The organism is Amycolatopsis sp. NPDC051903 (assembly GCF_044452505.1).
In the GTDB taxonomy this organism is placed as follows: Bacteria; Actinomycetota; Actinomycetes; order Mycobacteriales; family Pseudonocardiaceae; genus Amycolatopsis.
Window position 1 is genome coordinate 157,393 of record NZ_JBITBT010000010.1, and the last position, 13,737, is coordinate 171,129.

A 13,737-nucleotide genomic window follows, 5' to 3' on the forward strand; every position below is an offset into this window, starting at 1 on the left:
GCGATCCAGGTGGGGGGACGGGTCAGGACGCCGCCAGGTACCCGCCGTCCACGGGCACCAGGGCGCCCGTGACGAACGAGGACTCCGGGCCGGCGAGGAAGGCGAGCACGGCGGCGAGTTCGCCGAGCTCGCCGGACCGCGCCATCGGGGCGCCGTCGACGCGGGCGCGCAGCGCGTCGGGCGGCAGGTTTTCCACCAGGGGCGTGCGGAACACCCCGGGCAGCACGGCGTTGACGCGGATCCCGCGCGGCGCGAGCTCCACGGCGGCGACCTTGGTCAGCTGGTGCACGGCGGCCTTGCTCATCTGGTAGGCCACGGACGAGGGCACGGTCCCGTCGCCGCCGGGCGGCGTGGTGACGCCGTAGATGGAGCCGACGTTGACGACGGCGCCGCGGGTGGCGGCGAGGTCGTCGGCGAAGGTCTTGATCCCGCGCCACGGGCCGAACGCGTTGACGGCCAGCACGCGGGCGAAGTCGTCGTCGGCCGTGGTGAGCAGGTCGGCCCGGGCGCTGACGCCCGCGTTGTTGACGAGCAGGTCCAGGGTGCCGAAGTGCTCGTGCACGTGGTCGCGCAGCCGGTCCCACGACGCGGGAGCGGTCACGTCGTGGTGCACACGGGCGCGGTCGGTGCCGTCGAACACGAGGTCGGCGCGGACCACCCGCGCGCCCAGCTCGGCGAGCCGGTCGGCGAACGCGCTGCCGATCCCCCCGGCGGCCCCGGTCACCAGTGCGAGCTTCCCGTCCACAGCTCCTCCTCCCGCTCGACGACGGTGCCGGGGAAGGTAGGCGCGCGGGCGCGGTGGTGCATCGGTCGTTCGACCGATGCGCGGGGCCGGCCGGGCGTCCGCCGGGATCGGCCCGCTGGGTGTTCGGATGGGGGATCTGCTGCACGCGTGGCGGGAGTGGCTCGCCGGGCACGACACGGCGCAGCTGCCCGTGTTCGGAGTGCCGGTGCTGTGCTGGGGCCGGCTGGGAAAACGCCGGCGTTCCTCGGCGGGCCGACCGTGGTGACCGGACCTGCTGGGGCGCCAGCGGATGGCGGCTCTGTCTCCTGCTGGTCGAGGCGTTCGTCGTGACCACGCTCGGGCAGGTCAAGAGCCGCGAAGGCCGCGACTCGCGGCTGAAGTGGAGCGGGCTGGTGATCTTCGTCGACGGGTTCTCGATGGACCTGCTCTCGCCGTGGGCGGCCGGGGTTGCCGCGGCGGTTAGTCTCGGGACATGGCGATGCTGCGGTTCGACGACGAAGGCGCGAAGCGGACCGACCGGCTGTACGCGAGCCCGGACGTCGTGGACCAGCGGAACACGGTGCTGTCGCTGCTGGCACCGCGTCCGGGTGAGCGCGTGCTGGACGTCGGGTCCGGGCCGGGGTACCTGCTCGAACCGATCGCCCGCGCGGTGGGCGCGACGGGCGCCGCGCACGGGCTGGACCCGAGTGCCGCGATGAACTCCCTCGCCGCCGACCGGGTCGACGGCCTGGCGTGGGTGTCGCTCGACGAAGGCGACGCGACCGCGCTGCCCTACCCGGACGGTTCGTTCGACGCGGCCGTGTCGACGCAGGTCTACGAGTACGTGCCCGACGTGCCGGCCGCGCTGGCCGAACTGCGGCGCGTGCTGCGGCCCGGCGGGCGCGTGCTGATCCTCGACACCGACGCGGACTCGCACGTGTGGCACACCTCCGACCCCGAGCGCCACCGGCGCGTCCTGGACGCGTGGGACGAGCACCTCGCACACCCCCGCCTGCCGCGGGTCCTGTCCGCGCTGCTGCGGCGCGCGGGCTTCCGCGTGACCGGGCACCACGTGCACCCGATCGTGAACCCCGAGCTGACCCCGGATTCCTTCAGCGCGACCGAAATGCAGATCATCGCCGACTTCGTCCCCGGCCGCCGCGGCGTCACGGCGGAGGAGGCCCAGGCGTGGCTGGCCGATCTGCAGGCCCTCGGCCGCGCGGGCGAGTACTTCTACTGCCTGAACCGCTACCTCTTCACCGCCGTGGCGGAGTAGCCCCGCGGGGACCACGCCGTCCACTGTGGACGCCACCGGACCCGTGCCGGGAACGGTCACGAGTCCCTCGAACGGGGACCGCGCAGAGCTCCGCGGTGAACAGTGCTGCGAGCGGCACCAGGTGGATGAAGATCGGCCCGGTAGCCGGTGCTGACGCAAGGAATCCTGTCGTTCTTCCCCACCACGGCCATCCTGGGGACGGCGAACAGCGGGTTCACCACCCTCTAAATCGGTGGACAGCACTCGCCCCCGTGGTGAGGGTGGGTGCATGCGACAGGACGAGATCTGGGACGCCGACACGGCGCAGCGCTACGACACCCCGGGCGTCGGCATGTTCTCACCCGACGTCCTGGGCCCGACGCTCGTGCTCGCCGCGCTGGCCGACGGCGGGCGGGTGCTCGAGTTCGCCGTCGGCACCGGCCGCGTGGCCGTCCCGCTCGCCGCACTCGGCGTGCCCGTCACCGGCGTCGAGCTGTCGCGCGCGATGCTCGCCCGGTTGCGGGAGAAAGCCGACGAAGCGACAGTCCCCGTGGTCGTCGGCGACATGGCGACGGCCACGGCACCGGGCCGGTTCACGCTGGTGTACTTGGTCTACAACACGATCTCCAACCTGCTCACCCAGGCCGAGCAGGTCGAGTGCTTCCGCAACGCGGCCCGCCACCTGAGCCCCGGCGGCCGCTTCGTGGTCGAGCTCGGAGTGCCCGACCTGCGCGTGCTCCCGCCCGGGCAGGCGGGGCTGGTCTTCCACTCCGAGCCGGGCTACTTCGGGATGGACACCTACGACACCGTGCGCCAGCACCTCGTCTCCCACCACGTCACCTTCGGCGACACCCGCCAGGCTCGCCTGGCGCGCAGCCCCCACCGCTACATCTGGCCCGCCGAACTCGACCTGATGGGGCAACTGGCGGGGTTCGAGCTGGAGAGCCGGCACGCGGACTGGACCGGCGGCGAGTTCACCGGGGAGTCGCGGTCGCACGTGTCCGTGTACCGGCTGCCGCCGCACTGATTCGGTGGCGCGCGCGAATGCCGATCATCCACTTCGGACTCGCAGGCCGTGCTCACGAGGTTCAGTGAGGTTTCAGACGGTGCCGTGCGTAGGCTGGGATGGCTGCGGCCAGCCAAGCGGGCAGTTCCGGATCCGCCTGTTCGGCCAGGCCCCGCTAGCGGGGATCGGTCAGGTACAGGCGGCCCAACGCCGCGTACGCCTCCGGCGTGGGCTGCCAGTACTTGCGGACGGAGTCGTAGTGCTCGCCGATCGCGTCCAGCGCCGTGGGTGCGTCCGGAGCCGCTCCGGTGCGCATGACCTCGGCCAGCCGCCGGAACAACGCGGCGCCCTGCGCCGCCGCGTGTTCGTAGTCCGCGGTGGTGAAGCCGTCCTGGGCTGCCGCCGCGGCGTCGAAGGCGGCTGAACTCGCCGGCCCGAACGACTCCGCCAGGGACTCCCTCATGGTGGTCTTGTCCTGGCGTAGACCGGCGAAGAACCGTTGCGGGTCCTGGATGCGGGCCGCGTCCAAATCGCCGATGGTCTCCTCGACCGTGCTGATGATCGCGTCGAGCCGTCGGCGTTCGGCCTGCAGTTGCGTCAGGTGCCCGCGCAGCGCGGTCGCCTCGTCGGACTGCTCGCGCAGGATCTCACCGAGGTGCTCCAGCCCGATGCCGAGCCGGCGCAGCACCAGGATGCGCTGCAACCGCAACAACTCCGCGCGGCCGTACCAGCGGTAGCCGTTGGCGGCGACCACACTGGGCTTGAGCAAACCGACCGCGTCGTAGTGGCGCAGCATCCGGGCGGACACGCCGGAAGCCTTGGCGACCTGGCTGATGGAGAAGCGCACGCGACCACCGTACGCACTTGACCTTCACACTGTGTCAACTTTTACCGTTCTCACCATGGCAACGACGATCACCCGGGTCCGCGTTCACGACGGACGGCAGCTGACCGAGCACACCGCCGTGCGCCTCATCGGCGACCGGATCGACGCGGTCGGCGGGCCTGAGCTGCTTCGAGCCGGTGACCAGCACGTGGACGGCTGCGGCGGCACCCTGCTGCCCGGCCTGATCGACGCGCACGTCCACCTGCTGCCCGGCGCGCCGCGGCAAGGGCTGGCCTTCGGCGTCACCACGGTGCTGGACATGTTCAGCAAACCCGACACCGTGCGCCAAGCCGTGGCGCAGGGTGCTGGGCCCGACGCCGCCGAGGTGCGTTCGTCCGGCATCGGCGCCACCGCGCCGGGCGGGCACCCGAGCATGATGTACGCGCCCTTCCCGTACGTCACCGGACCGCAGGACGCCGAGGCGTTCGTGGCCGAGCGTCTCGCCGAAGGCGCCCACCACCTGAAGGTCTTCTACGACGACAGCACGAACGGCGGCCCGATGCCCATGCCGTCGCTGGACCTCCCGACGGTGGCCGCGCTGGTCAGCGCCGCACACCGGGCCGGCCTGCTGGTGGTAGCCCACGCGACCACCGCTCAAGCGGCCGTCGACCTGCTGTCCACCGGCGTGGACGTCCTGGCCCACGTGCCCTTCGACCCGGTTACCGAGGCTCACGCCAGGGCCATTTCGGCGGCGGGTGTCGCGGTCATCGCCACGCTGTCGGTGGCCGACGGGTTTCCCGGTGACGGCGACGAGATGCCGCTGCTGGCCGAGCCCGAGCTGGCCCGGCGGCTGGGACCGGCGTGGTCCGGCGTCCTCCAGCGGCAAGCACAGCGGTGGCTTCCGCCGCAGCTGCCCGACTTCACGGCACCGGCCGCCAACGTCGGCCTCCTGCACGACGCCGGAGTGCCGATACTGGCCGGCACGGACGCCCCCAACCCGGGCACGGTCCACGGCGCCAGCGTGCACCGCGAACTTCAGCGCCTCGTCGCTGCGGGACTGACCCCTGAAGAGGCCCTGGCGGCCGCGACGGCGCGCACCGCCGAGGTGTTCGGCCTTGCCGACCGGGGCCGCATCCGACCTGGACTGCGCGCCGACCTGGTCTTGGTCGATGGGCGACCGGACCACGACATCACCGACACACAGCGCGTGGCGGCCGTGTGGAAACACGGCATCCGCGCAGACCTCGACACCTACATCGGGTCAGCCGACGAGCAAGCGGGCTTGGCCGCCCTGCGCGCACAGACCGACAAGGTCATCGCCGCGGTCCGGGATCTCCTTCCAGGGATCACGCGTGAGTGACACCGACGTCGGCGGGCTGGCTCAGCTCGCGATCTCCTGCTGCCACCGCGTGATCCACGCCGACAGGTTGCGTGAGATCGCCTCGCTGTCCAGCTGCACCAGCGACGAGATCTCCTTCTGCCCGTAGGGCACGTAGTTCGCCGACAGGAACGGCTGGGGCAGCGTCACCTTGCTGTTGGTGGGGCCCTCGGCGATGGCCTGCACGAACTTGCCGTTGACGGCCGAGGAGATCTGGAAATCCAGGTAGGCGTGGGCGTCCTGGGCGCGGGCCGAAGCCTTGGGCAGGCACATCGCCGAGAGGATCGCGGTGGCGCCTTCGGCCGGGCGCACGAACGCGACGGGGGCGCCGCTGGACTTCAGGGCGCTCGTGCGGTCCGCGTACCACACACCGAGGTCGGCCTCGCCGCTGGTGAGGAGCTTGCTCATCTCGTCGGGGGTGCTGTAGATGGCCGAGAGGCTGGGTTTCAACGCGGACACCGCCGCGAAGCCCGGGTCGATCGCGCTTTCCGAACCGCCGTTGAGGCGCGCGGCCATGGCGAGGAAGTGGTACCCCGCGGTGCCGCTGACGTTGGAGATGGCGACCTTTCCCCGGTACTTCGGGTCCCACAGGTCCTTCCAGGACTTCGGGGGCGTGGTGATCTTCTCGGTGTTGTAGACGATGCCGGTCATCGACGCGAGTTCCGCCACCCAGTAGCCGTCCTTGTCCACCGCCAGCGGGTACAGCTCCGACACCGACGGCAGCTTGCCGCGGTCGAGCTTCTGCAGCAGGCCCGCGGACTTGGCCTGGTAGAGCGGCGCGAGGTCCAGGTACGCCAGGTCGAAGGCGTTGTTCGCGGCCTTCATCTTGGTCAGGGCGTCGCTGGAGATGGCGGTGATCAGGTCGACGCCGACGCCCGTCTTGGTGGTGTAGGCGTCGGCGACGGTCGACTGCACGGCGCTCTGGAACGTGCCGCCGAAACTGTTGATCTTCAGTCCGCCGCCCGCGGGCGAACCGGGTTTGCCCGGCTTGTTCGGGCCGCACGCGGTGAGGACGGCGGCGCCCGCGGCGGCGCCGGTGAGCCGGAGGAAGCCCCGGCGGTCGAGGGTGGGCATGGTGATCTCCTTGGGGGGGTGGGGACTAGTGGAGGGAACGCCCGCCGTCGAGCGCGAGGGTGGCGCCGGTGGCGTAGCGGTTGGTGGCGAGCAGCACCACGGCCTCGGCGATCTCCCCGGCCTCGGCGGTGCGTTTCACCAGGTACGGCTCGAAGTTCCGCACCGCGGCCCGCGCCTGGCCGCCCCGCTGCTCCTGCGCGTGGCGCGCGAGCGGGGTGTCGACGAGCCCCGGGCACACGCAGTTGACGCGGATACCGGCCGCCGCGTGGTCGATCGCCATGGCGCGCGTCAGGCCGACCACCGCCGCTTTCGACGCGACGTACGCCGGCATTTCCGGGATCGCCCGCAGCGCGGCCGCCGACGCGACGTTGACGATCGCTCCCCCACCCGTCATCAACGGGATGAACGCCCGCGCCGTGCGCCACACCCCGGTGACGTTCACGTCGAACGCCCGCTGCCAGTCCGCTTCGGACACCGCCAGCACGTCCCCCACCGCGACGACACCGGCGCAGTTCACCAGCACGTCGCACCGCCCGTGCTCCTCGGCCACCCGGGCGGCGAGCGCGTCGACACTGTCCGAAGACGACACGTCCGTCGGCGGCGTCGCGTCGAGATCGGCCACGACGACCGTGAAGTCCCGCGCTGCCAGCAACTCCACCACGGCCGCGCCGATCCCGCTCGCCCCGCCGGTCACCACGGCCACGCCGGTCACGGCGCCAGCCCCGCGTCCGCCAGCAGCGCCGGACGGACCCGCTCCGCGTAGTCCACACAGGACAGGAACTCCCCCGTGCCCGCCTCGCGGATGTGCTTGATCGTCTCCTCCAGCGCCCACAGCCGCGAGTGCCGCCCGATGACCTGCGGGTGCATGGCGATCAGGAAGTGCGTGCCCGCCTCCTGGGAGATGCCGTCGTACTCGCGGATCCAGGACTCCGCGACGGCCGACGGCGCTGACATGGTGCGGCCCGGCAGCCGGTTGCTGTAGAGGAAGAACGGGGCGTCGTCGAGGACCCACGCGAAGGGCAGCTCCACGATGGCCGTGGTGCGCCCCTGGTCGGCCAGCAGGTGCGCGGTGTCCGAGTCGAACAGGTTCGACGAGAACGTCATCCCGAACTGCTCCACATACCGCACGGAATCCGCGGTCAGTTCACCCGCCGGCGAGCGCCAGCCTCGCGGTTCCCGGCCGGTCGCCTTGACGATCGCGTCCCAGCCCTTCTGGAACTCCTCCAGCTCGGCCTCGGGCCCGAGCTTGTCCGACCACTCGTGGGTGTGGCTGTGGTGCTCGATGACGAGTCCCGCGTCCAGAATGGACTCGATCGCCGCCGGGTAGCGCTCCACCACGAGGCCGGGCACGAAGAACGTCGCGGTGATCTCGTATCGCTTGAGCAGCGCGAGGATCCGCGGCAGGCCGACCTGGGGTCCGTAGTGGCCCTGCGAGAGCCACACCGGTTTCGACGCACCCGCCGGATCGCGCGCCGTCCACAGCAGCTCGGCGTCGAGGTCGAAGGTCAGCAGAACGGGAGTGGGCATCGGCGGCGCTCCTAACGCGACGGGGACAGGGCGGACACGGGAGCGGGCGGCAGCCGGAACACGCGGTCCTGGAACGCGGCGGCGTAGGACATCAGCACGTCCTCCGAACCGGGCCGCCCGATCAGCTGGAGGCCGACGGGCATCGACCGGACGGTGCCGCACGGCACGGTGACCGCCGGGAAACCGGTGTAGTTCAGGAGAAAGGTGAAGGCGACGAACCCGCGCCGAGCCTCCTCCGGCAGTGCGAGATCACCGTCGGGGATGCGGGGCGCGGTGAACGGCACGGTCGGCGTCGCCACCAGGTCGGCGCCGTCGAGCAGCCGTTCGAGGTGCTCCACCGCCTTGAGCTGCGTCTCGATCGCGGCCGAATAGGCGGCGCCGGTGACGGCCGAACCGCGCGCGAACTGGTGGCGGCCGTAATCGGTGAGCAGCGCGTTGGCCTTCTCGTCGCGGAAGATCTCCGCGCCGCCGGTGGAGAACCGGTCGGCCTGCATCATGTCGTAGAACGCTTCGCTGAACAGCGGCGAGTCCATTCCGGACACGCTCTCGTCGAGCCGGCCCCCGCAGCCGCGGACGAATTCGGCGGCGGCTTCGTGCGCGGTGGTCACGACCTCGTCGTCCGCGCCGGGCACGCCGCTGTCGCCGATCCAGCGGACGCGGGGCGTCGCCGGGATCCCGGCCTCTTGCCGGATCCCCGTCGGCAGCAGGCCGCGGCTGAGCCCGTCGCCGGCGTACGGGCCGGCCATCACCTCGTACAGCACGTGGGCGTCCCGCGCGTCGAGCGTGATGGGCCCGCCCGAGGAGAAGCGCCGGGTGCCGATGCGGCCGCCGGTGCGGGGCAGCGCGCCGCGCGAGGGCATCAGGCCGACGCAGCCGCACAGGGCCGCCGGCACGCGGATCGAACCGCCGCCGTCGCTGCCGACCGCGATCGTCGTGAGCCCGGCCGCGATCGACGCCGCGGCACCGCCACTCGACCCGCCCGGCGTGCAGGCCGGGTCCCACGGGTTGCGCGTTTCGGGCTGCAGGTCGTTGACCGTGCGGATGTAGATCGCGAACTCGGGCGTGTTCGTCTTGCCGACGAGGATCCCGCCGGCCCGGCGGATCCGGCGCACCAGCTCGGCGTCGCGCTCGGGCACGTGGTGGTCGTAGACGCGGGAACCGTACGTCGTGCGCACCCCGCGGGTGTCGTAGACGTCCTTGACGGAGAACGGGACTCCCCACAGCGGCCCCGGTTCCTCCCCGGCGGCGCGGCGGCGGTCCAGTTCGCGCACCTGTTCCCGAGCGTGCTCCTCGTCGACGGTGAGGAACGCGTGCAGGGTCGCGTCGGTCTTCTCGATCGCGGCGAGGGTTTCGTCGAGGACCTCGCCCGCCGACAGCTCGCCGTCGACCACAGCCGTGCGCAGCTCGAGCGCTCGTGCGGGAATCATGACCACCCTCCCCAGATGGACCAGCCGCCGTCGACCGACAGCGTCTGGCCGGTGATGTAGGACGCGTCGCGCGAGAGCAGGAACCGCGCGGCGGTGGCGATTTCCCCCGGCTCGCCGAGCCGGCCCAGCGGGGTGCGCTGCAGCACCTGCCCTTCGTCGAGCAGCCCCCGCTCGAAGTTGCGGCGCACCAGCGGGGTCAGGATCGTGCCCGGCGCGATGGCGTTGACGCGCACGCCGTCGGCCGCCCACTCGGCGGCGAGCTGCCGGGTCAGGCCTTCGAGCGCGGCTTTCGTCGCGCCGTAGCCGGCGCGGCCGGTCAGCGCCCGCCCCGCGGCGAGGCTCGACATCGTGACGACACTCCCCTTCGCGGCGGCCAGGTGTGGGTGGGCCGCTCGCAGGAGCCGGGTCGCGCCGAGCAGGTGCGTTTCCAGCAGCGTGGTCCAGTCGTCGTCGCCGAGGTCGCCGAAGGCCTTCGTCAGGCCGGTGCCCGCGTTGCTGACCACGCCGTCGAGCCGGCCGAACCGCTCGACGGCGGCCCGCACGAGCGCCGAAGCGACCACCGGCTCCCGCATGGCGCCGCCGACGGCGACCGCCGTGGCGCCCTCCGCCGCGACCAGGTCCGCGGTCTCCGCGAGCCCGTCGTCGGTGAGCCCGTGCACGACGACGTCCCAGCCGCTGCGCGCGAGCTCCACCGCGCACGCGCGCCCGATGCCCGACGACGACCCGGTCACCACCGCCGCCGGGCGCGTGCCCTCAGCGCTCATCCTGGCCTCCCCCGCGCGTGACGAGCCCGACGAGCACCGCGGAGACGAGCACGATCACGGTCGAGACCGCGGCGATCGTCGGGTTGTTCGAGTACTGGACGTAGGTGAAGATCGTGATCGGCAGCGTGGTGAAGCCGCTGCCGGTGAGGAACAGCGTGACCACCGCTTCGTCGAAGGAGATGACGAACGCGAACACCGCGCCGCCGATGATCGCGCCGCGCAGCGAGGGCAGCACGATCCGGCAGAACGTCCGCGTCGCGCCCGCGCCGAGCGACCGGGACGCCTCATCCAGCGCGGGATCCAGCCGCCGCAGCCCGGCCAGCACCGACCGCGTGACGAACGGCGACGCGATGATCACGTGCGCCAGCAGGCCGCCGGGGAACGTGCCGAGCCAGCCCGAGAGCGACAGCGCGAACAGGACGCCGAGCCCCAGCACCACGGCGGGCAGCAGGATCGGCGAGAGCAGGACCTGTTCCAGCGCCCCGGTCACGACACCGGGCCGGCGCACGATCGCGTAACTCGCGAGGACGCCGGCGAGCACGCTGATGACCGTCGTCGCGGCGCCCAGCTGCAGGCTCGTCCACAGCGCCTCGAGGAACTTCGGGTCGTTCGCGGCCGCGGCGAACCACTTGAGCGTGAAGCCCTTCGGCGGGAACGTCAGGTAGCCGGTCTCGGTCACCGACGAGCCGATCGCGACGGCCAGCGGCGCCAGGATGAAGACCACGATCAGGGCGACGACGACCCAGAACACGACCGAGCCGGCGCGGCCGCGGCGACGCTCACCCGCGCGTGGCACGGCGCACCGCCCAGGTCTGCAGGGACAGGATCACGAAGGTGATGACCAGCAGCAGCACGCCGAGCGCGGACGCGAGCGGCCAGTTCTGCGCCGTCGTCGCCTGCTGGTAGATGACCGTGACGATCGTGGACACCTTGCCCCCGCCCAGCATCTGCGGCGTGATGAGCGCGCTCATGCTCGTCACGAACGTCAGCGCGGACCCGGCGGCGAGCCCGTCGAGGGACTGCGGGAACGTCACGCGCCGGAACACCTGCCCGGGCGGTGAACCGAGTGCGGCCGCCGCCTCTTCCGTGCGGCGGTCGAGGGCTGAGAGCGCCGCGACGAGGCTGATCACCATGAACGGGAAGTAGGTGTGCACGAGCCCGAGCACGACCCCGGTCGAGGTGTTGATCAGCTTCACCGACGACAGGCCGACGGCGTCGAGCGTGCGCTGCAGGAACCCGTCACTGCTGAGCAGCACCTGCCAGCCGAACGTCTTCACGACGACGCTGGTGAGCATCGGGATCGTCACCACGGCCATCAGCGGCCCGCGCAGCCGCCGCGGCCCGCGCGTGATCGCCAGCGCCAGCGGATACCCGATCACCGCGGAGATCACGGTGGTCGCGAGCGCGAGCCCGAGCGTGCGCAGGATCAGGTTGCCGTACAGCGGGGTGGTGAAGATCGTGAGGAACTGGTCGAAGGTGAAACCCCACGTCTGCCCGTCGGCGGCGTCGAAGTGCTCGAGGGAGAAGCGGACCACGAAGTAGAGCGGCACGGCGAACCCGACGGCGAAGATCACCACCATCGGCAGCAGGAGCAGCAGCACGCGGCGCGACGGTGCTTTCCGCCGCGTGCGCGACGGGGCGATCGGCTGGGTCAGCGTGGCGGTCATGCGCCGGCCCCGTCCGGGACGAGCACGGCGTCGCGCGCGTCGATGTGCAGCGAAACCCGTTGCCCCGCTTCGAACCGCGTGGTGGCCGCGCCGGTGACGAGGGCCTGGACGCGGACACCGCCGGCGTCGGCCTGCACGACGAGCGAGCTGCCGTAGTAGAAGCTCTCGGCGATCGTCGCGGCCAGCACCCCGGGCCCGGCGGCGCCGGGTGGCTCGATCCGGACGTCCTCGGGCCGGACCAGGACCACGACCTCGGCGCCGGCGGCCGCTTCGTCGTCGGTGACGAGCCGCCCCGCGGCGGTCGTGACCTCGGTCGGCTCGGTCGCGGTGACGGTGCCCGGGATCAGGGTGGCGTCGCCGGCGAAGCCCGCCATGAACGCGTTGGCCGGGCGGCGGTAAACGGCGCGAGGGGTGTCGAGCTGTTCGATGCGGCCCTCGCGCAGCACAGCCATCCGGTCGGCCATGCCGAAGGCCTCCTGGCGGTCGTGCGTGACCATGATCGTGGTGGTGCCGGTGCGCTGCTGCAGGCGCCGGATCTCCTCCCCCACCTCGCGGCGCAGGTTGGCGTCGAGGTTCGACAGGGGCTCGTCGAGCAGGAGCAGTTCGGGATCCATCGCGAGCGCCCGCGCCAGGGCGACGCGCTGCTGCTGCCCACCGGACAACCGCGCCGGTCGTTTGCCCGCGTGCCCGCCGAGCTGCACGAGTTCGACCAGCTCGGCCACGCGGGCCTTGATCGCGGCGCGGCCCTTCTTCTGCACCTTCAGCGGGTACGCGATGTTGTCCGCGACCGACAGGTGCGGGAAGAGCGCGTAGCTCTGGAAGACCAGCCCGATGTTGCGGTGGTGCACGGGGACGCCGGTGAGATCACGGCCGTGCAGGAGCAGCTCGCCCGAGACCGGCCGCGTGAAGCCGGCGACGGTGCGGATCATCGTCGTCTTGCCCGACCCGCTGGGCCCCAGCAGGGCGATGAGCTCACCGCGGCGCACCGACAAGTCGACTTCGTGCAGCACGCGGGTCGCTCCGTAGTCCACCGAGACGGCGCGCATGGCCAGCACGACGTCCGGTTCCGGCCGCGAGTCCACCGCCGGCGCGGTGCCGGCCCGGCGACGGGTGGTGGCGGTCATCTGCACCTCCGCTGTGTTGTGGAGTGCTTGTTGTGTCGTGCTCGGTGTGTCGTGCTCGTGGTGTCCTGCTGGCTTCCTAGCATCTGGTCTGACCAGATGCTAGGTTGACGGGAGCCATCATTCATCGGCACCCGGATGGGGTCAAGACGTTCCCGCCGGCCACTTCGCCCCCGTCGACCCCGGGCAGGTGGGCACGAGAGGATTGCGGAATGTTCACCCCCGTCACCAAGGGACGCGCCTTCGAGTCCGTGGTCGCGCAGATCGAGGCCGCCATCTACGACGGCCGGTTCAAGGCCGGTGACTACCTGCCTTCGGAGCGGGCGCTGGTCGAACAGTTCTCGGTCGGGCGCTCCACGGTGCGGGAAGCGTTGCGGATCCTGGAGAACATGGGGCTGATCAAGACGAGTCCCGGCAGCCACAAGGGCCCGCGCGTGTCGGCGTCGATGACGCAGGGCATCTCGCGCATGCTCAACGGCGCGGTGAAGGTGGAGCAGATCTCGCTCGTCGACCTCGTGCAGTACCGGATGATGACCGGCTCGACGGCCAACTTCCTGGCGGCCCACCTGCGCACGCAGGAGCACCTCGACGAAATGGCCGAGGCGATCCGGCTGATGGCCGGCGCCGAACCCGGCGACACCGAGGCGTTCGCGCGCGCCGACGCGCAGTTCCACGCCGCCATCCGCAAGGCGGCCGGCAACGCGCTGATGGACATCATCAACGACGTGATCGAAGAGGCCATAGTGGACCTCGTCCGGGACACCGTGGACTCCTCGACCCGCACCGGCCAGGTGCGCGCGGAGTTCGTGCGCACGCACCAAGAGGTCTACGACGCCATCGAACGCGGCGACGCCGAAGCCGCCGCGACGCTGTCGCGCCACAGCCTGACCGCCGTGTACGGCCGGGCGCTCTCCCCCGAAGACCGGCGCCGGCTCGAGCTGCTCGACGCCGCCGGCCGCGCCGAGTGA

The 13,737-nt window shown here is 71.8% G+C and carries 15 protein-coding genes; 5 read left to right on the forward strand and 10 right to left on the reverse strand.

Annotated features, from left to right (window positions below):
* Window positions 1–22: 22 nt before the first annotated feature.
* Entirely contained in the window at window positions 23–745 is a 723-nt protein-coding gene (locus ACIA77_RS23005; RefSeq protein WP_395887982.1) for an SDR family NAD(P)-dependent oxidoreductase, read from the reverse strand.
* Between the two features lie 127 nt (window positions 746–872).
* Here ACIA77_RS23005 and ACIA77_RS23010 point away from each other — a divergent pair, with 127 nt between their 5' ends.
* The 3 genes from ACIA77_RS23010 to ACIA77_RS23020 all read left to right on the forward strand — a co-directional run bounded on the left by ACIA77_RS23010 (window position 873) and on the right by ACIA77_RS23020 (window position 3,006).
* Window positions 873–1,010: a hypothetical protein gene (locus tag ACIA77_RS23010; RefSeq protein WP_395887983.1), complete on the forward strand. Its 138-nt coding sequence runs from the start codon at window positions 873–875 to the stop codon at window positions 1,008–1,010.
* Window positions 1,011–1,217: 207 nt separating this feature from the next.
* Window positions 1,218–2,000, forward strand: a complete 783-nt coding sequence (locus ACIA77_RS23015) for a methyltransferase domain-containing protein (protein ID WP_395887984.1) — start codon at window positions 1,218–1,220, stop codon at window positions 1,998–2,000.
* 268 nt (window positions 2,001–2,268) lie between these two features.
* Window positions 2,269–3,006: a class I SAM-dependent methyltransferase gene (locus tag ACIA77_RS23020; RefSeq protein ID WP_395887985.1), complete on the forward strand. Its 738-nt coding sequence runs from the start codon at window positions 2,269–2,271 to the stop codon at window positions 3,004–3,006.
* Between the two features lie 154 nt (window positions 3,007–3,160).
* Here the strand turns inward: ACIA77_RS23020 and ACIA77_RS23025 are convergent, their stop codons facing one another.
* The gene (locus ACIA77_RS23025; protein ID WP_395887986.1) at window positions 3,161–3,832 is read right to left on the reverse strand and encodes a MerR family transcriptional regulator; all 672 of its coding nucleotides are present in this window, start codon (window positions 3,830–3,832) and stop codon (window positions 3,161–3,163) included.
* A 55-nt stretch (window positions 3,833–3,887) separates the two neighbouring features.
* Between ACIA77_RS23025 and ACIA77_RS23030 the strand changes: the two genes are divergently transcribed.
* Entirely contained in the window at window positions 3,888–5,171 is a 1,284-nt protein-coding gene (locus tag ACIA77_RS23030; protein ID WP_395887987.1) for an amidohydrolase family protein, read from the forward strand.
* Window positions 5,172–5,192: 21 nt separating this feature from the next.
* On the opposite strand, the gene ACIA77_RS23035 is transcribed toward ACIA77_RS23030, so the two are convergent.
* The 8 genes from ACIA77_RS23035 to ACIA77_RS23070 are packed head-to-tail and all read right to left on the reverse strand — an operon-like array spanning window position 5,193 to window position 12,772.
* Window positions 5,193–6,263, reverse strand: a complete 1,071-nt coding sequence (locus tag ACIA77_RS23035) for an ABC transporter substrate-binding protein (RefSeq protein ID WP_395887988.1) — start codon at window positions 6,261–6,263, stop codon at window positions 5,193–5,195.
* 25 nt (window positions 6,264–6,288) lie between these two features.
* Window positions 6,289–6,975: an SDR family NAD(P)-dependent oxidoreductase gene (locus ACIA77_RS23040; RefSeq protein ID WP_395887989.1), complete on the reverse strand. Its 687-nt coding sequence runs from the start codon at window positions 6,973–6,975 to the stop codon at window positions 6,289–6,291.
* Window positions 6,972–7,790, reverse strand: coding sequence for a polysaccharide deacetylase (locus tag ACIA77_RS23045; RefSeq protein WP_395887990.1), 819 nt, complete (start codon window positions 7,788–7,790; stop codon window positions 6,972–6,974). The genes ACIA77_RS23040 and ACIA77_RS23045 overlap by 4 nt, the downstream gene beginning before the upstream one ends.
* A gap of 11 nt (window positions 7,791–7,801) precedes the next feature.
* Window positions 7,802–9,217 carry an amidase gene (locus tag ACIA77_RS23050; protein WP_395887991.1) on the reverse strand — a complete coding sequence of 472 codons (1,416 nt, stop codon included), beginning with the start codon at window positions 9,215–9,217 and terminating at the stop codon, window positions 7,802–7,804.
* Complete coding sequence (locus ACIA77_RS23055; protein WP_395887992.1) at window positions 9,214–9,981, reverse strand: SDR family NAD(P)-dependent oxidoreductase; 768 nt, start codon at window positions 9,979–9,981, stop codon at window positions 9,214–9,216. Before ACIA77_RS23055 ends, ACIA77_RS23050 begins: the two co-directional genes overlap by 4 nt.
* A complete protein-coding gene (locus ACIA77_RS23060) occupies window positions 9,971–10,777 on the reverse strand; it encodes an ABC transporter permease (RefSeq protein WP_395887993.1) in 807 nt (268 codons plus the stop codon). Before ACIA77_RS23060 ends, ACIA77_RS23055 begins: the two co-directional genes overlap by 11 nt.
* Window positions 10,761–11,648, reverse strand: a complete 888-nt coding sequence (locus tag ACIA77_RS23065; RefSeq protein ID WP_395887994.1) for an ABC transporter permease — start codon at window positions 11,646–11,648, stop codon at window positions 10,761–10,763. Before ACIA77_RS23065 ends, ACIA77_RS23060 begins: the two co-directional genes overlap by 17 nt.
* Entirely contained in the window at window positions 11,645–12,772 is a 1,128-nt protein-coding gene (locus ACIA77_RS23070; protein ID WP_395887995.1) for an ABC transporter ATP-binding protein, read from the reverse strand. The genes ACIA77_RS23065 and ACIA77_RS23070 overlap by 4 nt, the downstream gene beginning before the upstream one ends.
* 209 nt (window positions 12,773–12,981) lie before the next feature.
* Here ACIA77_RS23070 and ACIA77_RS23075 point away from each other — a divergent pair, with 209 nt between their 5' ends.
* Window positions 12,982–13,737: a FadR/GntR family transcriptional regulator gene (locus ACIA77_RS23075; protein WP_395887996.1), complete on the forward strand. Its 756-nt coding sequence runs from the start codon at window positions 12,982–12,984 to the stop codon at window positions 13,735–13,737.

Excerpts from the sequence above, each read along its gene's own strand:
- ACIA77_RS23075 (WP_395887996.1), top strand. The coding sequence starts at position 12,982 with ATGTTCACCCCCGTCACCAAGGGACGCGCCTTCGAGTCCGTGGTCGCG.
- ACIA77_RS23045 (WP_395887990.1), bottom strand. The coding sequence starts at position 7,790 with ATGCCCACTCCCGTTCTGCTGACCTTCGACCTCGACGCCGAGCTGCTG.
- ACIA77_RS23030 (WP_395887987.1), top strand. The coding sequence starts at position 3,888 with ATGGCAACGACGATCACCCGGGTCCGCGTTCACGACGGACGGCAGCTG.
- ACIA77_RS23050 (WP_395887991.1), bottom strand. The coding sequence starts at position 9,217 with ATGATTCCCGCACGAGCGCTCGAGCTGCGCACGGCTGTGGTCGACGGC.
- ACIA77_RS23055 (WP_395887992.1), bottom strand. The coding sequence starts at position 9,981 with ATGAGCGCTGAGGGCACGCGCCCGGCGGCGGTGGTGACCGGGTCGTCG.
- ACIA77_RS23035 (WP_395887988.1), bottom strand. The coding sequence starts at position 6,263 with ATGCCCACCCTCGACCGCCGGGGCTTCCTCCGGCTCACCGGCGCCGCC.
- ACIA77_RS23070 (WP_395887995.1), bottom strand. The coding sequence starts at position 12,772 with ATGACCGCCACCACCCGTCGCCGGGCCGGCACCGCGCCGGCGGTGGAC.
- ACIA77_RS23020 (WP_395887985.1), top strand. The coding sequence starts at position 2,269 with ATGCGACAGGACGAGATCTGGGACGCCGACACGGCGCAGCGCTACGAC.
- ACIA77_RS23010 (WP_395887983.1), top strand. The coding sequence starts at position 873 with ATGGGGGATCTGCTGCACGCGTGGCGGGAGTGGCTCGCCGGGCACGAC.
- ACIA77_RS23015 (WP_395887984.1), top strand. The coding sequence starts at position 1,218 with ATGGCGATGCTGCGGTTCGACGACGAAGGCGCGAAGCGGACCGACCGG.
- ACIA77_RS23065 (WP_395887994.1), bottom strand. The coding sequence starts at position 11,648 with ATGACCGCCACGCTGACCCAGCCGATCGCCCCGTCGCGCACGCGGCGG.